Source organism: Paraburkholderia fungorum (genome assembly GCF_003610895.1).
Lineage (GTDB): Bacteria > Pseudomonadota > Gammaproteobacteria > Burkholderiales > Burkholderiaceae > Paraburkholderia > Paraburkholderia fungorum_B.
Genome location: NZ_MCAS01000045.1, coordinates 183,459 through 203,843, shown reverse-complemented (window position 1 = coordinate 203,843; position 20,385 = coordinate 183,459). Strand labels below are relative to the sequence as shown.

The following is a 20,385-nucleotide window of genomic DNA, read 5'->3' as shown; positions in this document are numbered from 1 at the left end:
CATTTCGAACGGTATAAGCCCGGACGCCTCGCACGCGGCCGGGGCGGACAGACCGCAGCGAGGACAGCATCGCATCAGATGAAAAAAGGTTTTTACACCATCATGGCCGCGCAGTTTTTTTCGTCGCTGGCCGACAATGCGCTTCTGATCGCTGCTATCGCACTGCTGAAAGATCTTCACGCCCCGAACTGGATGACGCCGCTGCTCAAGTTGTTCTTTGTGCTGTCGTACGTCGTGCTGGCCGCTTTCGTGGGCGCTTTCGCCGACTCCCGTCCGAAGGGACAGGTGATGTTCGTCACCAATACGATCAAGGTGGCCGGCTGCATCACGATGCTGGTCGGCGCACACCCGTTGATCGCCTATGGCATTGTGGGTTTCGGTGCGGCGGCCTACTCCCCCGCCAAATACGGCATTCTTACCGAGCTGCTGCCGCCTGACCGGCTGGTCGCGGCGAACGGCTGGATCGAAGGCACCACGGTCGGCTCGATCATTCTCGGCACCGTGCTCGGCGGCGCGCTCATCAGTCCGCATATTGCCGCGCCCATCCTGCGGCACCACATCCCGACGGTCAACACTCCCGCCGAAGCGGCAATGCTGGTGATCATGGCAATCTACGTGATCGCGGCGCTCTTCAATCTGCGCATTCCCGACACCGGCGCGCGTTATCCGAAACAGGAACGCGGCCCGATCAAGCTGGTCACCGATTTCGCCGACTGTTTCCTCGTGCTGTGGCGCGACAAGCTGGGCCAGATCTCGCTTGCCGTCACCACACTGTTTTGGGGCGCCGGCGCGACGCTGCAATTCATCGTGCTGAAGTGGGCCGAGGTGCAGTTGAACATGTCGCTTTCAGAAGCGGCGATTCTGCAGGCCGTGGTGGCAGTAGGCGTGGCAGCCGGCGCGATTTTCGCGGCCTCGCGCGTGCCGTTGAAGAAATCGCTGACTGTCCTGCCGGTCGGCATCATGATGGGTATTGCCGTGATGCTGATGGCCTTCTACACGCGCAATCTGTTCCCCACGCATTGGGGCCTGTATTTCGGCCGTGTGCATGTGCCGGGCTATCTGATCGTCGCGTATATCTTCCTGATGATCGTCGGCGGCCTGTCGGGCTTTTTCGTCGTGCCGATGAATGCGCTGCTCCAGCATCGCGGCCACGTGCTGCTCTCGGCGGGTCACTCGATCGCCGTGCAGAACTTCAACGAAAATCTCTCCGTGCTCGTGATGCTGTGCCTGTATGCCGTGCTGGTCTGGCTCGACGTGCCGGTCACGGCGGTGATCGTACTATTCGGCACCTTCGTCTGCGTGATGATGTGGCTCGTCATGCGGCGCCACCAGGCGAATCAGCGCGCGTTCGACTCGGTCGCGCTGATCGGCGAAGCCAAGCATTGACCCGCGCCGGGCAGTGCACCGGCTGCCCACGCCCTCTTCTTTTCCTCGCTTTACCATGACTCAACCCATTGCCAATGTGCTGACGATCGCCGGTTCCGACTCTGGCGGCGGCGCCGGCATTCAGGCCGATCTGAAGGCGTTCTCGGCGCTCGGCGCCTACGGCGCGAGCGTGATCACCGCGCTCACCGCTCAGAACACGCGCGGCGTCACGGCAATTCATGCGCCGGAACCCGCGTTCATCACGGCGCAACTCGACGCGGTGTTCGACGACATCCGTATCGATGCAGTGAAAATCGGCATGCTGGCGAATGCGCAGATTGTGCGCGCGGTCGCCGACGCGCTGCGGCGCTACAAGCCGAAGCACATCGTGCTCGACACGGTGATGATTTCGAAGAGCAACCACGCGTTGCTGCTGCCGGATGCGGTTGCAGCTTTGCGCGACGAGTTGCTGCCGCTCGCCGACCTGTTGACGCCGAATCTGCCGGAAGCCGCAGCCTTGCTTGGCATGCAGGCAGCCACCGATGAAGCCGGCATGGTCGAACAAGGCGAAGCGCTGCGCGCGCTTGGCGCGCGGGCGGTGCTGATGAAGGGCGGCCACCTGAGCGCCACGGACAGCCCCGACTGGCTCGTTCAGGACAGCGGCGCGCTACGCCTGGGTGGCCCCCGCGTGCCGGTGAAGAATACGCATGGGACGGGCTGCACGCTGTCGTCGGCGATTGCGGCGCTGATTCCGCAGCGCGCCGATCTGGCGGGCGCGGTCGCCGATGCCAAGCTGTACCTGACCGGTGCGTTGCAGGCAAGCGATCAACTCGACGTGGGCAGCGGCGTTGGGCCGGTGCACCATTTCTATCGGTGGTGGTGAGCGGCGAAAGCGCTTCGGCATCGCGGCGGGACTAGCCGCTGCGATGCGCAGCCGGTTCCGCGCCGCTATTGCCGGGGTTCGCCCTATTTTTCTGGCGATTCTCGCGACTCTTGCGGCTGCCGTGCATAGGCCTGCGCCAGCTCTGGCCAGGCATCCGGTACGATGAAGCCACGCGAAAGTTCGACCAGGTTGCCGGCGCTGTCGGCCGCGAACGCCGCGACCATCGTCGGTCCATGCTGAGATGAGGTTTGTTCGGCAAGCGTGCTCTGATCGACGAAGGCAAACTCCAGGGCGCCCGCTTCCCCCTTTTCATGACGCCTCGGCGCAAGCCATTCCAACCGTGGCAGCACGCGCCACGTCTGTGCATGGGCAGCGGCAAAGTCCGCCCAGTCGCTGCGCGTCACCCACCAGCCCCGCCCGTGCGACGGATCGAGTTCGGCAGGATCGGCCGGCGTTTCTCCCGCCCGATAGAACAGCCAGCCCTTGATGAACATTTGCGGCGTCCACGGTCCTGCATAGCCGACCGAGGCGAACTCTTCACGTGCGCTCAACGGCAATTGATGATTCAGCACATGCGCAAGCTTCAGATCGAAGCGGTCCTTCAGATTCGGGCCGACGTAATCGGCTAATCGCGGCACCGACTGCGCAGGGTGTTCGCCCGCATGCAGATAGCACTTCACCGCCAACTCCCAATGCAGGCGCGCGCCCTGCTGCGTCTGCACCAGAAAATCGCATTCGCCGAGCGTCATGCCCGCGCGCCGTAACGGCACGCCGGCCGCGACGAGGCGGGCCGCCGGTCCATGTTGCAGGAACCATCCGAGCAGCCATTCGGCGTAGCGGCCAAGCCGCGTGATACGCGTCGCGGCGAGCTCGCGCTGCAAGTCCGCCGGATCGGCGTCCAGCGCGCGTAACCAGTTGCAGGTCGCTTCAGCTTCCTGCGGCGAGCCGAACGGACGGGCGAGCGCACCGACCGGTGGTTGCGCGCGCAACAAATCGGCGCTCAGCAGCAGCCACGCGAGATCGCGCACAGCCGGTTCGCGCAATGTGTCGAGCAGTTTTCCGAGAATCGCAGCGGATGGGTCCGGCGCGCCGGCGACGCGCGCCGCCGGTCCGCTCCCGGCCGTCACTTTGCCGCGCTGGACGGCACGCCGCCCGCCGCGAGCCACGTGTCGCGCGCGAGGCACAGATCGGCCCAGGCCTTCGCCTTGTCGGGCAGGCTGCGCAGCAGATACGCCGGGTGGTAAGTGACGATCACCGGCACCCCTTCGTATTCGTGCACACGGCCGCGCAGCGACGAAATGCTCGCTTCGGTCCTGAGCAGACTTTGCGCGGCGAAGCGGCCGAGCGCCACGATCAGCTTCGGCTTGACCAGCGCGACCTGGCGTTGCAGATACGGCTCGCAGCGCGCGACTTCATCCTGCTCGGGATTGCGGTTGCCTGGCGGGCGGCACTTGATCACGTTCGCGATGTAGACGTTGCTGTCACGCGCGAGCATCAACGAGCGCAGCATATTGTCAAGCAGCTTGCCGGCCTGGCCGACGAACGGCTCGCCCAGCCGATCTTCATTCTCACCGGGCGCTTCGCCGATCAGCATCCAGTCGGCATTGCGATCGCCGACGCCGAATACCGTGTTGGTGCGTTTCTCGCACAGACGGCAGCGCTCGCAGGCGGCGACCCGCTCGCTCAACGCGTCCCAGTCGAGTGTCTGGATCGGAGCAAGCTCGGGTGCCTCCCCGCGCGCCTCAACGGGAGCGTGACCCGGCAGATCGTCGAACCATGCGAAATCGTCGTCGGGCGGGGTGTCGAACGCAGGTGGCTCGGGCGTGCGCGACTGCTGCGATGATTGCGATGCGTGCGATGGGTGCTTGATCGGCGGCGGGACATCGGCCGGTGCTTGCATCCGCGCCTGCGCCTGTTTCTGCTCGGGTGGCGATGCGCGACGCTCGCCTGGCGCTCGCGCGGCTTCGTCTTGCCACGCGTCGCCCGCAGGCGGCGCGGCGCGCGTCGAACCGGCCGCAGGCGTTGCCGGCCGGCTATCCTGCGCAAGCGCAGCCGGCGACGTTTCATGCGCCGCCTCACGCGGATTGCCGGGTCGTGCCGCCTGATTCGCCGCTGGCGCCCCGGCGCTCTGCCCAACCTCGGCTTCAACCGCAGGCTCCTGCGCCGCCGACATACCGCGGCGCACCCACAACGGCGCGAGTCCGAACTCTTCCAGTACCGATTCATGCAGCGCCATCTGCGCCCTCCGTGGCAAACGAGAAACGCATCACGATGGCGTCCTCCCGGCTGCGATGCCGCGCCGGATAATAATTTTTGCGCCGGCCAATCGACGCAAAACCGAAGCGCTCGTAAAGCCGGATCGCCCGATGATTCGACGGCCGCACTTCGAGCAGCAGGCCGTCGAGCTTCTCCGCGCGCGTGATGCGCACCGCTTCGCGCAGCAGCGCGAGCCCGGCACCGGCACCTTGCGCGGCGGGCGTCACGCACAAATTGAGCAGATGCATTTCATCGACCACCGGCATCAACACGCAATAACCGATCAGCGTGCCGGTTACGTGCCGCATGCAGATGCCGAAGTAGCCGTTGCGCAGCGAGTCGCCGAAATTACCGCGGCTCCAGGGGAATTCGTAGGCGATCTTTTCGATGGCCGCGACCTCGTCCAGATCGGCTTCGGTCATCGGCGACATATAGCGGTCCGCCAGCAACACGCCACTCATTGCCGGCCCTCGCCCTGATGCGCGTCATGCGCCAGTCCGGCCGCCTGCCCGGCCTTGGCGGCTTTTTCGGCCTTTTCGGCAACCCGCTCTGCCGTGGTCTGGGCGACCTTGTCGCGAATGTATTCCGGTGCGGCCTGGTCGGCGGGCACGGTGCGGCCGGCGCGCAATGCGCGCAGCGCCGCGTGCGCGAGCGGCACCGCATGCGGCAACGCTTCATCGTCGACGGTTCGCGCCGCCGCGACGGCGGGCAGCCGTTCACCAAACGCAGCAGCGGCATTGCCTGCCAACGTGAACGGGACGTCGGGCAAGACCAGCCGTTGCGGCGCGTCCAGCGACGCCGGCTGCAGCGTGCGCCATTCGCCAGAAGCGGCGTCCCATTCGTAGTCGGCCCAGTAGATTTCGTCCATCCGGGCATCGAGCGCGGCAAGCACGCGCGTTGCCGACGGATCGCGCAGCCGTGCGCTTTCCGCGCAGGCCAGCAGCGTGCTGACCGGCACGACCGGCAGGTTCAACCCAAACGCGAGGCCTTGAGCGACGCCCGTCGCCGTGCGCAGGCCGGTGAACGAGCCGGGGCCGGAGCCGAAAGCGATGGCGTTGCAATCCACCAGTTTCAGGCCGGCTTCGCCGAAAAGTTCGCGAATGGCGGGTAGCAGGCGCGTGCTGGAAACCGCACCGGTTTGTTCGTGGCGCACCCAGATTCGCGGTTCGGCGCGGCCTGGGTCCGCTGCCTGGCTCGCCGCGCCGCCAACCGCGGACAGAAGCGCTACCGAGCAGAATTCGGTCGAGGTATCGAGGGCAAGAAGCACAGTTTGAGTCATGGACCGTATTGTAATCGGCACGGCGCGTGCAGATGCGGTTTTGGATTTGCGCGCGAGGCGGGGATGGATGTTTGGAATAAGCCCTCGGCCCTGCGGTAACGCGCAGTTGTTATGATCGTCAGCCCAGCCAAATTCAATCCCGCCAGCCGGGCAAAATCACCATGACAGACATCAACGCGCAATTCGTCCAGGCTCAGGAAGATGCAAAGCAACTGCCCGAGCGTCCAGGCAACCTCACCCTTTTGCGCCTCTACGCCCTCTTCAAGCAGGGCACCGAGGGCGACGTCCACGGCGACAAACCCGGTTTCACGGATATCGTCGGCAAATACAAGTATGACGCGTGGGCCGCACTCAAAGGAACCGCGCAAGACGCGGCAAAGCAGCAATACGTCGAACTGATCGAAGCCCTCAAGAGCGGCGCCGCTGCCTGAATCTGACCCCGTAGGGAAATCCGCTGTCGAAACGTCTGGCCGGGAACATCGGCCAGATCTCGCCAGGCCGAGGCCATTCGCGGCCCCGCGGGAGGGCTTGAGAGCTCATTGCGAGCCGACACAGGCAGCCCCCTTGGCGCGGCACCTTAAGCCCATTCGGGCCGCCCCGCGAAAGTTTTCCGCCAGGAAACGTCTTAACGGTGGCGCAGTGCAACAAAACTCTATACAATGCTGCCTGCGCTTCACTGCTTTGCCCGGCTTCTTCTAGCGGCCTTTGCGGCGCAGCGCCTCGTAGCGTTTAGCTCCAATCCAGTTTAGAACCTGTCCCCTCCTGCCTAGCCCCCTACGGGCGATCATGTCCCAGGCTGGCGGCACGCCGTGTTGGCATGTCGCATCCGATACAGCTTCTAACGAAAAGCTCGCCTTTATTGTCGCGAGCTGCCCCCGTTTTTCGATTTGCTCGCTGCTTCTTTGCTCGCTGAATCCGACGACTTGGGTATGCCGATTGGCGCCGACGTTTTAATTCCCTGTGTATCAAGGATTCTCATGACTTCGAGCAATACCCCCAGCAGCCCGTTGAACGCCATCGCCGATCAAGCCCTCGGTCTCGCCGACGCTCCCGCACAAGCCGCAGCCGTTGCTGCCGCTCCGGAAGCTGTCGCCGCTGAAGCCGCTGCGCCGGCCGGTCCGTCGTTCGCGTCGCTCGGCCTGTCCGCGGATGTCGTCTCCGCGCTGACCGCCGCTGGCTACCAAACCCCGACCCCGGTTCAGCAACGCGCGATCCCCGCCGGCATCGCCGGCCGCGATCTGCTGGTCTCGAGCCCGACCGGTTCGGGCAAGACCGCCGCGTTCATGCTGCCCGCGATCGAACGTTTCTCGCAATTGCAAAAGGCGCAAGCCAGCCAGCCGCGTGAACCGCGTCCGGCTGATGGCGCCCGCACGCGCCGTCCGCAACCGGTTGCCCGTCCGACCATGCTGGTTCTGACGCCGACCCGCGAACTCGCGATGCAGGTCACCACTGCCGCTGCCACATACGGCAAGCACCTCAAGCGTCTGCGCACCGTCAGTATTCTGGGCGGCGTCGCTTACGGCCAACAGCTGATGCTGCTGGCAAAGAACCCGGAAATCCTGGTTGCCACGCCGGGCCGTCTGATCGACCACCTGGAACGCGGCCGTATCGACCTGTCGCAACTGCAGATCCTCGTGCTCGACGAAGCTGACCGCATGCTCGACATGGGCTTCATCGAAGACATCGAAACGATCGTTGCGGCAACGCCGGCTTCGCGTCAAACCATGTTGTTCTCGGCCACGCTCGACGGCAAGATCGGTTCGCTGACGGGCCGCCTGCTGAAGGATCCGGAACGGATCGAAATCGTTCAGCGCCTCGAACAACGCACCAACATCGCGCAAACCGTCCACTATGTCGACGACCGCGATCACAAGGATCGTCTGCTCGACCATCTGCTGCGCGACGAAGGCCTCGATCAGGCTATCGTCTTCACGGCAACCAAGATGGACGCTGACCAACTGGCTGGCCGTCTGGCCGACGCCGGTTTCGAATCGGCAGCTCTGCACGGCGATCTGCCGCAAGGCGCGCGTAACCGCACGATCAAGGCCCTGCGCGAGCGTCGTGTGCGCGTGCTGGTGGCCACGGACGTCGCCGCTCGCGGTATCGACATTCCGGGCATCACGCACGTGTTCAACTATGACCTGCCGAAGTTCGCTGAAGACTACGTGCACCGTATCGGCCGTACCGGCCGTGCTGGCCGCTCGGGTATCGCGGTGAGCCTCGTGCATCACGCCGAACAAGGCGCACTCAAGCGCATCGAGCGTTTCGTGCGCACCCCGCTGCCGGTCAACGTCGTCGCCGGCTTCGAGCCGCGCAAGTCGGCTCCGTCTGGTGGTGGCGGCCGTCCTGGCTTTGGCGGCCGTGGCCGTCCGGGCGGTGGCAATGGCGGTGGCCGTCGCTTCGGTAGCGGCAGCGGCGCTGGCAAGCCGGCCGGTAACGGCGGCGGTTCGCGCAGCGGTAGCGGCAATGGCGGCGGCTGGGCCGGCAAGTCGGCTGGCGGCGGTTCGCGTGAAGGCGGCTTCGGCGGCGGTTCGCGCGACGGCGGTTACGGCGCACGCCGCAGCGATGGTCCGCGTACGGCGCGTCGCGGCAGCTAAGCGGCAGCTAAGCGGCAGCTAAGCAACTCAGTCATCAGGCAAGCGCTACTGGCGTGGCTCGTTCAGCACGTAAGGCGGCCTGAAAAGACCCGAACGGCCTTTGCGCCGTTCGTCAGTCGAAAGAAACCGGTGCTCAGGCACCGGTTTTTTTTCGTCTGTACCTGGGCATCTGTCGATATTTCACGATGTGGAAAATTTTTTTGCGTCGTAAAAAATCGTGCTGCACGGCACAACACACCCTATTGCAAGATGGAAAAATACGTTTCTCAATGTGGAACGTAGATCGTAATGAATTGATTTTTAACGAAAATAAATATTCAAAAAACGCTTCTTGCCCGCTATTGCGCGACAATCGATTTGCCTAGACTCTTATATAAGACTTCACGAAACGAAACGCCTCAAGCGGCCAAACGCTTCGACGAAGACAGAGTCACCCCATCCATTACAGGCAACCAAGGAGCACACCATGTCGCGCGAACAACAAGCCAAACAACTTCAACAGCAATGGGAAACCGATCCGCGCTGGAAAGGCGTGAAGCGTACGTATACAGCCGAGGACGTGATCCGTCTGCGCGGCTCGCTGCAAGTGGAGCACACGCTCGCCAAGCGTGGCGCGGAAAAACTGTGGGAAAGCGTCAATAACGAGCCGTTCGTGAACTCGCTCGGCGCGCTGACCGGCAACCAGGCGATGCAACAGGTCAAGGCCGGCCTGAAGGCGATCTACCTGTCGGGCTGGCAAGTGGCGGGCGATGCGAACGTGGCCGGTGAAATGTACCCGGACCAGTCGCTGTATCCGGCGAACTCGGTGCCGCTCGTCGTGAAGCGCATCAACAATACGCTGACGCGCGCTGACCAGATCCAATGGTCGGAAGGCAAGAACCCGGGCGACGAAGGCTATATCGACTACTTCGCACCGATCGTGGCCGATGCGGAAGCCGGCTTCGGCGGCGTGCTGAACGCGTTCGAACTGATGAAGGCCATGATCGAAGCGGGCGCTGCGGGCGTGCACTTCGAAGATCAGCTTGCTTCGGTGAAGAAGTGCGGCCACATGGGCGGCAAGGTGCTCGTGCCGACCCGCGAAAACATCGCCAAGCTGACCGCCGCGCGCCTGGCCGCCGACGTCTCCGGCACGCCGACCGTGCTGCTGGCGCGCACCGACGCGGAAGCCGCCGACCTGATCACGTCGGACGTGGATGACAACGACAAGCCGTTCCTGACGGGCGAACGCACGGTGGAAGGTTTCTACCGTACCAAGCCGGGTCTGGAGCAGGCGATCTCGCGTGGCCTCGCCTACGCGCCGTACGCCGACATGATCTGGTGCGAAACCGGCAAGCCGGACCTCGAGTTCGCGAAGAAATTCGCTGATGCGATCCACAAGGAATTCCCGGATCAGCTGCTGTCGTACAACTGCTCGCCGTCGTTCAACTGGAAGAAGAACCTGGACGACGCAACCATCGCCAAGTTCCAGCGCGAACTCGGCGCCATGGGCTACAAGTTCCAGTTCATCACGCTGGCCGGCTTCCACGCGCTGAACTACTCGATGTTCAACCTCGCGCACGGCTATGCCCGCAATCAGATGACCGCGTTCGTCGAAATGCAGCAGGCTGAATTCGCGGCGGCGGAAAAGGGCTTCACCGCGGTCAAGCATCAGCGCGAAGTCGGTACCGGCTACTTCGACGCCGTGACGCAAACGGTCGAGCGCGATGCATCGACGACCGCGCTGCATGGCTCGACGGAAGACGAACAGTTCTTCGACAAGAAGGTCGCTTAAGCCGCATCAGCGACTTGAGTCACGTCATATCGAAGTCTGATCGCAGGAACGGCAAGGCAGACGAAAAAGCGGCCCCGTGAGAGGGCCGCCGTCAGGGAGGAGCGAAACCATCAGGGCTTGCGGAGAGAGTACGCCGTTTGCCCTGATGGCTGGAATCTGGGAGAGGTGGCAACAGCAACCATCTTGCATGGGACCAGCGTAGACAAAGTCAGCACAACGCATTGTGCGGCGAGCATAGGACGCGCCGGCCTTATCGCCGGCGCGTTTTTTTTGCAGCGCTATATCTGCCGGCGGCGCGAATTGCGCCCAGGCCGCTTAGCGGTAGACGATCACAGGAATCTTCGTATGCGTCAGGACGCGCTGCGTCTCGCTGCCGATCAGCAGGCTGCCAAGCCCGCGCCGCCCATGCGAAGCCATGAAAATCACGTCGCAGCCACCCTGCTCCGCAGCTTCGATGATGCCGAGATACGGCGCCGGATGCACGCTGGTACGGCTGTCGAAGGCGACGCCGACACGGCGCGCGGCCAACTCCACTTCCCGCAGATGCACCCGTGCTTCACGCTCGCTGCGCTGCAAAAACTCGACCGGCGGTTCGATCACGACGTCGGAGAACGGGGAGTACGGATATTGCGGCAGACAGGCGTAGGCGGTAACGCGAGCGCCAACGGCCTGCGCGAGATCGATGGCGCCGTCTATCGCTTTACGTGACAGGTCGGAACCATCGGTCGGAACCAGGATGTGCCTGAACATGATGTCCTCCTTCGCCGGCTTCGTGCTGCGCGGCGTCAGCGTCCCTCGATCGGCCAGAAGCCGTTCCAATCGATTGTAGGTCGCAGAAATGAGCTCAAGGCCGTCGTGCGGGTCTGTCCGCATATCGGAAACCCGCTGCGCGGCGATTGGGCGAGGCGGTATTGCATTGGAGCGCAGGCTGTCAGTGGCGTGCTGGCTGCACCCAGGCAGCATCTCGACCGGTGTCAGTTCCAGTAATCGGGATGGCCGTACGTATGCTTGAGAAAGTCCAGAAACAGACGAACCCGCAGCGGCAAATGCCGGCGCTGGGGAAACACCGCGTGGATGCCGATCGGCGGCGCGGCGAACTCGTCGAGCACGCTAACCAGCCGGCCTGCGGCGATATCCGTACCGACTTCCCACCACGAGCGCCAGGCGAGCCCATAACCCTCGAGGCACCACTCATGCAGCACGGCGCCATCCGAGCATTCCATCGTGCCGGACACCTTGATCGACACGACCTTGTCGCCCTGCTGGAACATCCAGCCGCGCTGCTGATTGGCGCTTGCGCCGAGCGCGAGGCAGTTGTGGTGCGCGAGATCGGCCAGCGTGTGCGGCGAGCCGCGCCGGCTCAGATACGACGGCGCCGCCACGCACACGCGGCGGTTCTCACCGAGCTTGAGCGACACCAGCGACGAATCCGGCAGCTCACCCAGACGCACGGCACAGTCGAATCCCTCGTTGACCAGATCGACCAGCCGGTCGGACAGGTCAAGCGTGATCGACACGTCCGGGTGTGCAACGGTGAACGCAGGCACCAGCGGTGCAACATGCCGGCGCCCAAATCCGGCCGGCGCCGACAGCCGCAGATGGCCGCTCGCCTTCACGCCGCCCGCCGACACGCTGGCCTCGGCGTTCTGCATATCGTGAATGACGCGCTGGCAATCCTCGAGAAACGCCGAGCCCTCGAAGGTCAGCGTGATCTTGCGCGTGGTGCGTACCAGCAGTTTGACGCCGAGGCGCTCTTCGAGCGCATCGATGCGGCGGCCGATGATGGCGGGCGCGACGCCTTCGGCGAGTGCCGCGGCGGACAAACTGCCCTTGGCCGCAACGGTGACGAAAGTCTCGATCTGCTTGAAACGGTCCATGGGTCGCGAAGCCGCAATGCCCCAAAGGAATTCCCTCGGGAGCATTGCGGGAAAGTGGTCGGTGCGCGTCAGATTAGGTGGATGAAAGTAAAAGATCAAGTGATCTTTAGCCTCTTTTTTATCATGGAGCATCACTAATACAATCCGTCCTGACCTCTGATAGGAGTGCACGGCAATGTCGGCCACAACGACACTTTTCCCCAAAGCAGTGATTTTCGACGCATACGGCACGCTTTTCGACGTGCATTCGGTGATCGCTGCCGCGGAGCAGATGTTCCCGGGCCAGGGCGACGCGCTCTCGCAGTTGTGGCGCCAAAAACAGATCGAATACACGCAACTGCGCACCCTCGCCGATCCCGCCAGCGCACCTGGCGCGCATTACCGGCCGTTCTGGGACATCACGCTCGACGCCTTGCGCTTCGCTGCTAGGAAACTGCAACTCACGCTGGGCCGCGCGGCGGAAAAGCGCTTGATGGACGAATATGCGTGCCTGTCCGCTTTCCCCGATGCCGTGCCCGCGCTGCGCCAGTTGCGCGACACGCCGGTGGCGCCGGTGGCGTCGTGCGGGATCACAACCCCGTCCGCCTCGACGAGCGGCAAAGCTGCGCCGGAGACAGCGGCCCGCCCCGGTCTCGCGATCCTTTCGAACGGCAATCCGCAAATGCTGGACATCGCCGTGAAAAGCGCGGGCATGACGCGTCTGTTCGACCATGTTCTGTCCGTCGATACCGCACGCGCCTACAAACCCTCGCCCGCGGCTTATTCGCTCGGCACGCAAGCCTTCGGCGTCGAACCGCGCGAAATCGTCTTCGTGTCGTCGAACGGCTGGGACGTGGCAGGCGCGAGCTGGTTTGGCTTCACCACTTTCTGGCTTAACCGGCAAAACGCACCAGCCGAAGAACTGGGCGTCACGCCGCATGGCGCGGGCGGAAGCATGAACGATCTGCTCGCTTTTCTGAAGTCCCTCGCGTCGCCCGGCCGCACTGGCGGCACGGGCAGCACCGGCAATCCCGGTGGCAGCCGCACGCGCCACAGCCCTGGCGCATGACCGCTACCAACTGGATTCCACGACGCAATTCAACCGCATCTCAACATTTGCATCTTTGCAATTTGACCGACCAAGGAGAAACCATGGCAAATCCGCTGTCATCGCAGTCATCGCTGCAGTTGCCGCAGGGCATGGAAATCACGGCTGAGATCAAGCCGGGCTATGAAGCAATCCTCACCCGCGAAGCGCTCGAGCTCGTCGCCGCGCTGCATCGCACGTTCGAGCCGCGCCGTCAGCAGCTGCTGCAAGCGCGTGTCGAGCGCACCAAACGGCTCGACGCCGGCGAGCGCCCTGACTTCCTCGCCGAAACAAAAAGCGTGCGTGAAGGCGACTGGAAGATAGCGCCGCTGCCGCAAGATCTGCAATGCCGCCGTGTGGAAATTACCGGTCCGGTTGAGCGCAAGATGATCATCAACGCGCTGAATTCGGGCGCGGATTCGTACATGACCGATTTCGAAGATTCGAATGCGCCGAGCTGGGATAACCAGATTACCGGCCACATCAATCTGAAGGACGCGGTGCGCCGCACGATTTCGCTGGAACAGAACGGCAAGACGTACACACTGAACGACAGGATCGCCACGCTGATCGTGCGCCCGCGCGGCTGGCATCTGGACGAAAAGCATGTGACGGTGGACGGCAAGCGTGTCTCCGGCGGCATCTTCGATTTCGCGCTCTTCATGGTTCACAACGCGAAGGAACAGGTCGCGCGCGGCACGGCGCCCTACTTCTATCTGCCGAAGATGGAGAGCCACCTGGAAGCGCGCCTGTGGAACGATATCTTCCTCGCCGCTCAGGAAGCCGTCGGCGTGCCGCGCGGCACGATTCGCGCGACCGTGCTGATCGAAACGATCGTCGCCGCGTTCGAAATGGACGAGATCCTGTACGAGTTGCGCGAGCACAGCTCGGGTCTGAACGCCGGCCGTTGGGATTACATCTTCTCGGCGATCAAGAAGTTCAAGAGCGATCGTGATTTCTGCCTCGCCGACCGCTCGCAGATCACGATGACCTCGCCGTTCATGCGTGCCTACGCGCTGCTGCTGCTGAAGACCTGCCATCGTCGCAACGCCCCGGCAATCGGCGGTATGAGCGCGCTGATCCCGATCAAGAACGACCCGGCGGCGAACGACAAGGCCATGGGCGGCGTGCGTTCGGATAAGGCGCGCGATGCCGGCGACGGTTACGACGGGGGCTGGGTCGCGCATCCGGGTCTCGTGCCGATCGCGATGGAAGAATTCGTCAAGGTGCTGGGCGACAAGCCGAATCAGATCGGCAAACAACGCGACGACGTGCTCGTCGCCGCCGCCGACCTGATGGACTTCCGCCCGGAAGCGCCGATCACCGAAGGCGGTCTGCGCAACAACATCAACGTCGGCATTCACTACCTGGGTTCGTGGCTCGCGGGCAATGGCTGCGTGCCGATTCACAACCTGATGGAAGACGCCGCCACCGCGGAAATCTCGCGCTCGCAAGTGTGGCAATGGATTCGCTCGCCGAAGGGCAAGCTCGAAGACGGCCGCAAGGTGACGGCCGAGCTGGTGCGCGCGTTGTCGGCGGAAGAACTCGGCAAGGTGAAGCAGGCCGTCGGCGGCGATACCCAGCCGTACGACCGCGCTGCACAAATCTTCGACGAAATGTCGACGTCGGAGCAGTTCACCGACTTCCTGACGCTGCCGCTGTACGAGGAAATCTGAGGTTCCGCGCCTCAGGCATCAGCAAAACGACGTCGTACCGGGCCCGCTTTCACCCAGCCACACAAGATGACAGAGCGGCCCGGCTCGCAAGGCTGACCGACCGGACGGCCCGACAGGCGCATGCCTGCCGGGCCGTTTTTTTCAGCCAGGGCGCGTGTCGCGCTCTTGTCCTGCTCTTGTCGTGCACTCGCGATGTACGCGTGATGCGTTGGCCACGTACTCGCGATACGCTCGGCGTGGGCCGCCCTTGCAGTCCCTCAGCGCTTGCTGCGATGCTCGACCCAATCGCCCGACCTGATTTCTGGAAGCCCCTTCACCGCGTTGGGCGCGACCGGATAAAAGCGGCAATTCACGACGTTGCCATCCACTTTCACCATCACTTCCCGGGCGAGGAAACGATCTTCGACGCCGGGATACACCGCTTCAATCTCATCGAGCACCGCCACCAACTCGTCGTCGATTTCGTAGACATCGCCCATCACATCCACGCCCGCTTCGTCGACCACGAGGCCCGGATACAGCCCGAAGTCGAACAGATGGCCACGCACCGTGGCCGTGCCGAGCAGATTCGGCGCGGCGATTTCGTTGCGCGCCGCAGCCTCCCTAAGGTCATTCACTTCACCGGCACGCAAGGTGCCGTATACGAAAACGGTCTGCATCGTCGTTTGTTCTCCTTGATGTTGGCATCGGCTCGCCCCGGCTGTTGCCGGGGATTCAGTTCAGTGGCGCGCTTGCCACCAGCACGCCGTCGATATCCGCATAGATCCATTCGCCCGGACGCACCAGCGCGCCCGGCAGTTGCACCGGCACGTCGCGCTCACCCGTGCCGAGCTTCTGGCCACGCCGTGGGCAGGTCGCCAACGCCGCCACGCCGACATTGATCTCATTGAGCTCCAGCGTATCGCGCACGCAGCCATTCAGCACGATGCCCGCCCAGCCATTCTGCTCGGCGATTTGCGCGAGGTTGCCGCCGACCAGCGCGCAACGCAGGCTGCCGCCGCCGTCGATCACCAGCACCCGGCCGGCGCCCTTCTCCTCCAGCGTCGAGCGCACGAGCGCGTTGTCTTCGAACACCTTGAGCGTCACCGCCTCGCCGCTGAAAGATTCGGCCCGGCTGAACAGATGAAAGACCGGTTCGAGCACACGCAGCGTGCCCAGCGCCAGTTGATCCTCGTGCGCGTCGCACAAGTCAGCGGTTGCAGAGCTCATGGGGTTCTCCTCGTCATCCGTGCAATCGGGACATTATGCAACGTCAATTCCGACGCAACACCTACAATGAGAAACCCGCCGCGGTTTCAGGCCTGTGCGGCCAGCTCCGCGCTCCCTCAATGCGCACCCGAAGGCGCCATGCTTAAGCGTCCTGCTCATCGGTTCATACTCACAGGCGCTGTGTTTTTTGAGTTCCATCCCTTGGATCGATCTTCAAGATGAATTCGTCCGCTGATTCAGACCAGTTGAACAAGACCAGTTTCGCCGACATCCCGTCCGAATTCCAGCCGACGCAAGCGCACCCGATTCGCGTACGCTCACGGCTGATGCCGTCGGGCTGGCGTATCGCGCGGCACACACACGCGTGGGCGCAGGTCGCCTATGCGTCGCGCGGCGTACTGCGGGTCGCGACAACCGGCACGACGTGGATGGTGCCGCCATCGCGCGCGATCTGGGTCCCGCCGCATGTGACGCACGAAGTGGTCGCGGTCGAAGACGCCTTTCTGCGCACGCTCTACATTACCGAAAGCACGGTCCCGGCTGGACTGGATACGCCGCGCGTGGTCGAAGTATCGGACCTGCTGCGCGAAGTTATCGCCGCGCTCGACACGCCCGGCATTTCGGCAACGCGCGAACAACTGCTCGGCGCGCTCGCGCTCGACGAACTGACCCGCTCGGAGCCCCTGCCGCTATCCGTGCCGATGCCCAACGAAAAGCGCTTGCGTGCGCTGTGCGAGGCCGTGATTGCCGACCCGACGCACGGCGACTCGCTCGAACAATGGGCATCGAGCGTCGGTGCGAGCACGCGCACGATTGCACGGCTGTTTCGTCAGGAACTGGGCGTGAGCTTTTCGCAATGGCGTCAGCAGGCCATTCTCGCGCGGGCGATTCCGTTATTGAGTCAGGGGCGGCCGCTTTCTCACGTCGCGCAAGAACTGGGTTATCAGAGCCAAAGCGCGTTCTCGGCGATGTTCCGGCGCGCATTCGGCGAAAGTCCGCGCGCGTTCATCGAGCGTGGCGCCGAGCATCGCGTGGAAACTGCGGATCGTAGTGATTCAGTGACGGACGAAGAAACCGCGCAAAAGTGACGGCGTAAGGCGTCACGGCCTGCCACAGCGGCTCAGACGCGCCGCGCCAGATGACGGATTGCCCCGAGCTGCGCCAGGCGCGGCCCGGTCAGCTTGTACCCCTTGCGTTGATAGAGCCGTGCCGCAGGATTGTCGACGAACACGCGCAGTTGCAACTCATGCAGCCCACGCTCACGCGCCCACTGATGCGACATGTCGAGCAGATACGTGCCGGCGCCCAGCCGCCGATGCCCTTCGGCAATCTGCACGTCGCGGATATGCAGCGAATCGCCTTCTTGCGTGATGCGCAGCACGCCGATCGGCTCGCCGTCCACTTCGAGAATGAAATTTTCCGACTCGCGCCAGCTGCCGAGAAAGAGATCGCCACGCCAGACCAGATGGTGCCGGCGATAGTAGCCGCCCATGTTGTTGCGGGTCAGCGCCTCAGCGAACTCGAAATCGTCCATGCTGGCCTGACGCAGATAAAACGGTGACGGAGCTTCGGTTGGGTCGAACATGGCGGGACGACGAAGATGGGTCGGGTCAACGGTAAAACAGGCCGCGCGCGCTGGCAATGGCTGTTTGTCCCGAGCATACCCGGACGATGCCCAGGCGAAGCACTGCGGGAATAAAAAAAGCCCACTTCTTTCGAAGTGGGCTTTCTAAAATCTGGCGGAGCGGACGGGACTCGAACCCGCGACCCCCGGCGTGACAGGCCGGTATTCTAACCAACTGAACTACCGCTCCAGATTTTTGCACCGTGGTTTGTGAGCCTGGCTCAGTCAACCACTGCCTCGCTCATATTGCCCACTCATGTGGACTCAAGGAGCAACGCCGATGTCCTGGCGTCCCCTAGGGGATTCGAACCCCTGTACTCACCGTGAAAGGGTGATGTCCTAGGCCTCTAGACGAAGGGGACAACGTACTGCTTACACCTTTAATGAAAAAGCCCGTTCAGGTTTGTATGAACGGGCTTTGTCTGGCGGAGTGGACGGGACTCGAACCCGCGACCCCCGGCGTGACAGGCCGGTATTCTAACCAACTGAACTACCACTCCAGTTTGCCTATCATGACTTGCGAGCGTTGGTTTTTTCTCTGCAAGCTGCGCTGCTTTACTGCTACCAAGCGACGCTGATATTTGGCGTCCCCTAGGGGATTCGAACCCCTGTACTCACCGTGAAAGGGTGATGTCCTAGGCCTCTAGACGAAGGGGACATAATCTTTTCAGATCTGTCTTTATCTTGCCGCCAACTTAGCTTAACTTTCGGCTAATTTCGTTTCGTTTGCAGCAAAGACCGATATTCTAACTACGTTACAGCTGTTTGTGAAGTCTTTTTTGCTACAAGCTCCAGACTTCGGAACCACTTCACTCTGCTCTGATGGTGGAGGTAAGCGGGATCGAACCGCTGACCTCTTGCATGCCATGCAAGCGCTCTCCCAGCTGAGCTATACCCCCCTTGCAGAACAGAAACGAGATTCTAGAGGCCAATTTGCGCTTTGTAAATACCCTTTGAGCAATTGCATGCGACTTTTTTCGCAAGTCGCATGCAAACCCTCTCAAGGCAGGCGCGAATGCGCTCAAGCCAACGCTTTTTCGATACGGCTCACGACGACATCGCGACCAAACAGCATCAGCACGCTGTCGATCGACGGCGTATGCGTGGTGCCCGCCACCAGCAGACGAACCGGCATGGCCAGTTGTGGCATCTTCAGCTTGTGCGCGCCGAGCGTTGCCTTCAGCGCTGCAGCGATCGCCTCCTTGGTCCACTCCACCGTCTTGAGCGACGCTGCCAGATCGGCAAGCGCCGGGCGCACGACGTCCGTGACGTGCTGTGCGAGCGCCTCGGCTTCAGGCGCCGGCACGCGATAGAACATCGCGGCGTTCTCCGCGATTTCCTTCACCGTGGACGCACGGTCCTTCAGCAGCCCCACCACCGAAGTCAGATCCGTGCCTTGTGCGATGGCGGCTTCGTCGATACCCAGTTCGGCGAAGAAGGGCCTGGCGAGTTCCGCGAGGCGCGCGTTGTCCGCTTCCTTGATGTAGTGCGCGTTGAGCCAGTTCAGCTTGTCGTGGTCGTACTGAGCCGGCGACTTGCCCAGATGCTCCAGATCGAACCATTCGACGAACTGCTCGCGCGTGAAGATTTCCGCGTCGCCGTGCGACCAGCCCAGACGCGCCAGATAGTTGACCACCGCTTCCGGCAAAAAGCCGGCGTCGCGGTAACCCATCACGCTCATCGCGCCATGACGCTTGCTCATTTTCTCGCCCTGCTCGTTCAGCACGGTCGGCAAGTGCGCGTAAACCGGCGGTTCGCCACCGAGCGCGCGCAGGATGTTGATCTGGCGCGGCGTGTTGTTCACGTGATCGTCGCCGCGAATCACGTGGGTGATGCGCATGTCCAGATCGTCGACCACCACGCAGAAGTTGTAGGTCGGCGTACCGTCCGGGCGCGCGATCACGAGGTCGTCGAGTTCTTCGTTCGAGATTTCGATACGGCCCTTCACGGCGTCGTCCCACGCAACCACACCCGTGAGCGGATTGCGGAAGCGCAGCACGGGCTGCACGCCCGCCGGCGGCTCCGGCAAGACCTTGCCGGGCTCCGGACGCCACGTGCCGTCGTAGCGCGGCTTTTCACCGGCCTCCCGTTGACGCTCGCGCAGTGCGTCCAGTTCTTCCGTCGACATGTAGCACGGGTACACAAGCCCCGCGTCCTGCATCTGCTTGAGCACTTCGCGATAACGGTCCATGCGCTGCATCTGGTAGAACGGGCCTTCGTCGATATCGAGGCCGAGCCACGCCATGCCGTCGAGAATGGCATCAACCGCTTCAGTACTGGAGCGCTCGACGTCGGTGTCCTCGATCCGCAGCACGAAGGTCCCTTTCATCTTGCGCGCGAACGCCCACGGATAAAGCGCGGAGCGAATGTTGCCGAGGTGGATGAAGCCGGTGGGACTCGGTGCGAAACGGGTACGGACAGAGGTGGTCATTAGCGGTTACTCGGAAGACAGGCGCCGGCGCCGTGACAGACATTGCCTGCAAAGCGCGGCAGCGGAGCGCGCCCATGCAGCAGAAACGCCATGCATGGACACGAAGGAAATAAATGCGAGAGCCGAATTATACCTTCCGAACCCGCGTTGCCTGCCCTCGTCCGAATGGCCAACGGCAGCGCACAGGACGCACACAGAACGCCCACGAAGCGTGCGTCAAGCCGCCCGGCAATTTCCTCTGCAACGTTTCATTACCGGGCCGGCGCGCACCCAGAGCTTTGATTTATGATGTGCGCGCGCTGCGGGTGGGGATAGAACCACAGCGCATGGGATCGCCGCCGGCGGCCCCGT

General features: G+C 63.1%; 18 protein-coding genes and 5 tRNA genes. 8 read left to right on the top strand and 15 right to left on the bottom strand.

Annotated elements, in window-relative coordinates:
• Nucleotides 1-78 precede the first annotated feature (78 nt).
• Both lplT and thiD read left to right on the top strand, forming a co-directional pair.
• Nucleotides 79-1,386 carry a lysophospholipid transporter LplT gene (gene lplT / locus BCY88_RS32115; RefSeq protein WP_120348142.1) on the top strand — a complete coding sequence of 436 codons (1,308 nt, stop codon included), beginning with the start codon at nucleotides 79-81 and terminating at the stop codon, nucleotides 1,384-1,386.
• 55 nt (nucleotides 1,387-1,441) lie between these two features.
• Entirely contained in the window at nucleotides 1,442-2,248 is an 807-nt protein-coding gene (gene thiD / locus BCY88_RS32110) for a bifunctional hydroxymethylpyrimidine kinase/phosphomethylpyrimidine kinase (protein WP_120348141.1), read from the top strand.
• 83 nt (nucleotides 2,249-2,331) lie between these two features.
• Here the strand turns inward: thiD and BCY88_RS32105 are convergent, their stop codons facing one another.
• From BCY88_RS32105 to tsaB, 4 genes are read right to left on the bottom strand one after another with little or no spacing between them, the layout of a single operon-like run.
• Nucleotides 2,332-3,375, bottom strand: a complete 1,044-nt coding sequence (locus BCY88_RS32105) for a DUF1853 family protein (protein WP_120348248.1) — start codon at nucleotides 3,373-3,375, stop codon at nucleotides 2,332-2,334.
• Nucleotides 3,372-4,484: a uracil-DNA glycosylase gene (locus tag BCY88_RS32100; RefSeq protein WP_120348140.1), complete on the bottom strand. Its 1,113-nt coding sequence runs from the start codon at nucleotides 4,482-4,484 to the stop codon at nucleotides 3,372-3,374. Before BCY88_RS32100 ends, BCY88_RS32105 begins: the two co-directional genes overlap by 4 nt.
• Nucleotides 4,471-4,965, bottom strand: coding sequence for a ribosomal protein S18-alanine N-acetyltransferase (gene rimI / locus BCY88_RS32095; RefSeq protein WP_120348139.1), 495 nt, complete (start codon nucleotides 4,963-4,965; stop codon nucleotides 4,471-4,473). Before rimI ends, BCY88_RS32100 begins: the two co-directional genes overlap by 14 nt.
• A complete protein-coding gene (gene tsaB, locus BCY88_RS32090) occupies nucleotides 4,962-5,783 on the bottom strand; it encodes a tRNA (adenosine(37)-N6)-threonylcarbamoyltransferase complex dimerization subunit type 1 TsaB (RefSeq protein WP_120348138.1) in 822 nt (273 codons plus the stop codon). Before tsaB ends, rimI begins: the two co-directional genes overlap by 4 nt.
• 161 nt (nucleotides 5,784-5,944) lie before the next feature.
• Between tsaB and BCY88_RS32085 the strand changes: the two genes are divergently transcribed.
• From BCY88_RS32085 to aceA, 3 genes are all read left to right on the top strand, one after another.
• Nucleotides 5,945-6,214, top strand: a complete 270-nt coding sequence (locus tag BCY88_RS32085) for an acyl-CoA-binding protein (protein ID WP_120348137.1) — start codon at nucleotides 5,945-5,947, stop codon at nucleotides 6,212-6,214.
• A 546-nt stretch (nucleotides 6,215-6,760) separates the two neighbouring features.
• Entirely contained in the window at nucleotides 6,761-8,380 is a 1,620-nt protein-coding gene (locus BCY88_RS32080) for a DEAD/DEAH box helicase (protein WP_120348136.1), read from the top strand.
• A 466-nt stretch (nucleotides 8,381-8,846) separates the two neighbouring features.
• On the top strand, nucleotides 8,847-10,151 hold the full coding sequence (gene aceA, locus BCY88_RS32075; protein WP_028199401.1) for an isocitrate lyase: 1,305 nt from the start codon (nucleotides 8,847-8,849) through the stop codon (nucleotides 10,149-10,151).
• A gap of 315 nt (nucleotides 10,152-10,466) precedes the next feature.
• Here the strand turns inward: aceA and BCY88_RS32070 are convergent, their stop codons facing one another.
• Entirely contained in the window at nucleotides 10,467-10,901 is a 435-nt protein-coding gene (locus tag BCY88_RS32070) for a universal stress protein (RefSeq protein WP_028199402.1), read from the bottom strand.
• 224 nt (nucleotides 10,902-11,125) lie between these two features.
• Nucleotides 11,126-12,028 carry a LysR family transcriptional regulator gene (locus BCY88_RS32065; RefSeq protein ID WP_120348135.1) on the bottom strand — a complete coding sequence of 301 codons (903 nt, stop codon included), beginning with the start codon at nucleotides 12,026-12,028 and terminating at the stop codon, nucleotides 11,126-11,128.
• A gap of 175 nt (nucleotides 12,029-12,203) precedes the next feature.
• Between BCY88_RS32065 and BCY88_RS32060 the strand changes: the two genes are divergently transcribed.
• Nucleotides 12,204-13,076, top strand: a complete 873-nt coding sequence (locus tag BCY88_RS32060) for a (S)-2-haloacid dehalogenase (RefSeq protein ID WP_120348134.1) — start codon at nucleotides 12,204-12,206, stop codon at nucleotides 13,074-13,076.
• A gap of 83 nt (nucleotides 13,077-13,159) precedes the next feature.
• A complete protein-coding gene (gene aceB, locus BCY88_RS32055; protein ID WP_120348133.1) occupies nucleotides 13,160-14,770 on the top strand; it encodes a malate synthase A in 1,611 nt (536 codons plus the stop codon).
• 257 nt (nucleotides 14,771-15,027) lie between these two features.
• Here aceB and BCY88_RS32050 read toward each other — a convergent pair whose 3' ends face one another.
• On the bottom strand, nucleotides 15,028-15,429 hold the full coding sequence (locus tag BCY88_RS32050) for a gamma-glutamylcyclotransferase family protein (protein WP_120348132.1): 402 nt from the start codon (nucleotides 15,427-15,429) through the stop codon (nucleotides 15,028-15,030).
• A gap of 55 nt (nucleotides 15,430-15,484) precedes the next feature.
• Nucleotides 15,485-15,979 (bottom strand): ribonuclease E activity regulator RraA, encoded by a 495-nt coding sequence (rraA, locus tag BCY88_RS32045; protein ID WP_120348131.1) that lies wholly within the window; start codon nucleotides 15,977-15,979, stop codon nucleotides 15,485-15,487.
• 218 nt (nucleotides 15,980-16,197) lie between these two features.
• Here rraA and BCY88_RS32040 point away from each other — a divergent pair, with 218 nt between their 5' ends.
• Entirely contained in the window at nucleotides 16,198-17,067 is an 870-nt protein-coding gene (locus tag BCY88_RS32040) for an AraC family transcriptional regulator (protein WP_120348130.1), read from the top strand.
• A 32-nt stretch (nucleotides 17,068-17,099) separates the two neighbouring features.
• Here BCY88_RS32040 and BCY88_RS32035 read toward each other — a convergent pair whose 3' ends face one another.
• The 7 genes from BCY88_RS32035 to gltX all read right to left on the bottom strand — a co-directional run bounded on the left by BCY88_RS32035 (nucleotide 17,100) and on the right by gltX (nucleotide 20,034).
• Nucleotides 17,100-17,564: a GNAT family N-acetyltransferase gene (locus BCY88_RS32035; RefSeq protein ID WP_120348129.1), complete on the bottom strand. Its 465-nt coding sequence runs from the start codon at nucleotides 17,562-17,564 to the stop codon at nucleotides 17,100-17,102.
• Nucleotides 17,565-17,716: 152 nt separating this feature from the next.
• Nucleotides 17,717-17,793, bottom strand: a tRNA-Asp gene (locus tag BCY88_RS32030).
• A gap of 96 nt (nucleotides 17,794-17,889) precedes the next feature.
• A tRNA-Glu gene (locus BCY88_RS32025) sits at nucleotides 17,890-17,965 on the bottom strand.
• A 61-nt stretch (nucleotides 17,966-18,026) separates the two neighbouring features.
• A tRNA-Asp gene (locus BCY88_RS32020) sits at nucleotides 18,027-18,103 on the bottom strand.
• A gap of 82 nt (nucleotides 18,104-18,185) precedes the next feature.
• Nucleotides 18,186-18,261 (bottom strand) — tRNA-Glu (locus tag BCY88_RS32015).
• A 165-nt stretch (nucleotides 18,262-18,426) separates the two neighbouring features.
• A tRNA-Ala gene (locus BCY88_RS32010) sits at nucleotides 18,427-18,502 on the bottom strand.
• A gap of 122 nt (nucleotides 18,503-18,624) precedes the next feature.
• Entirely contained in the window at nucleotides 18,625-20,034 is a 1,410-nt protein-coding gene (gene gltX / locus BCY88_RS32005) for a glutamate--tRNA ligase (RefSeq protein ID WP_120348128.1), read from the bottom strand.
• Between the last annotated feature and the right edge of the window lie 351 nt (nucleotides 20,035-20,385).

What these genes read in the sequence shown, in the direction of transcription:
- lplT (WP_120348142.1), top strand. Translation starts at nt 79, where the DNA reads ATGAAAAAAGGTTTTTACACCATCATGGCCGCGCAGTTTTTTTCGTCG.
- thiD (WP_120348141.1), top strand. Translation starts at nt 1,442, where the DNA reads ATGACTCAACCCATTGCCAATGTGCTGACGATCGCCGGTTCCGACTCT.
- BCY88_RS32100 (WP_120348140.1), bottom strand. Translation starts at nt 4,484, where the DNA reads ATGGCGCTGCATGAATCGGTACTGGAAGAGTTCGGACTCGCGCCGTTG.
- rimI (WP_120348139.1), bottom strand. Translation starts at nt 4,965, where the DNA reads ATGAGTGGCGTGTTGCTGGCGGACCGCTATATGTCGCCGATGACCGAA.
- tsaB (WP_120348138.1), bottom strand. Translation starts at nt 5,783, where the DNA reads ATGACTCAAACTGTGCTTCTTGCCCTCGATACCTCGACCGAATTCTGC.
- BCY88_RS32085 (WP_120348137.1), top strand. Translation starts at nt 5,945, where the DNA reads ATGACAGACATCAACGCGCAATTCGTCCAGGCTCAGGAAGATGCAAAG.
- BCY88_RS32080 (WP_120348136.1), top strand. Translation starts at nt 6,761, where the DNA reads ATGACTTCGAGCAATACCCCCAGCAGCCCGTTGAACGCCATCGCCGAT.
- aceA (WP_028199401.1), top strand. Translation starts at nt 8,847, where the DNA reads ATGTCGCGCGAACAACAAGCCAAACAACTTCAACAGCAATGGGAAACC.
- BCY88_RS32070 (WP_028199402.1), bottom strand. Translation starts at nt 10,901, where the DNA reads ATGTTCAGGCACATCCTGGTTCCGACCGATGGTTCCGACCTGTCACGT.
- BCY88_RS32065 (WP_120348135.1), bottom strand. Translation starts at nt 12,028, where the DNA reads ATGGACCGTTTCAAGCAGATCGAGACTTTCGTCACCGTTGCGGCCAAG.
- BCY88_RS32060 (WP_120348134.1), top strand. Translation starts at nt 12,204, where the DNA reads ATGTCGGCCACAACGACACTTTTCCCCAAAGCAGTGATTTTCGACGCA.
- aceB (WP_120348133.1), top strand. Translation starts at nt 13,160, where the DNA reads ATGGCAAATCCGCTGTCATCGCAGTCATCGCTGCAGTTGCCGCAGGGC.
- BCY88_RS32050 (WP_120348132.1), bottom strand. Translation starts at nt 15,429, where the DNA reads ATGCAGACCGTTTTCGTATACGGCACCTTGCGTGCCGGTGAAGTGAAT.
- rraA (WP_120348131.1), bottom strand. Translation starts at nt 15,979, where the DNA reads ATGAGCTCTGCAACCGCTGACTTGTGCGACGCGCACGAGGATCAACTG.
- BCY88_RS32040 (WP_120348130.1), top strand. Translation starts at nt 16,198, where the DNA reads ATGAATTCGTCCGCTGATTCAGACCAGTTGAACAAGACCAGTTTCGCC.
- BCY88_RS32035 (WP_120348129.1), bottom strand. Translation starts at nt 17,564, where the DNA reads ATGTTCGACCCAACCGAAGCTCCGTCACCGTTTTATCTGCGTCAGGCC.
- gltX (WP_120348128.1), bottom strand. Translation starts at nt 20,034, where the DNA reads ATGACCACCTCTGTCCGTACCCGTTTCGCACCGAGTCCCACCGGCTTC.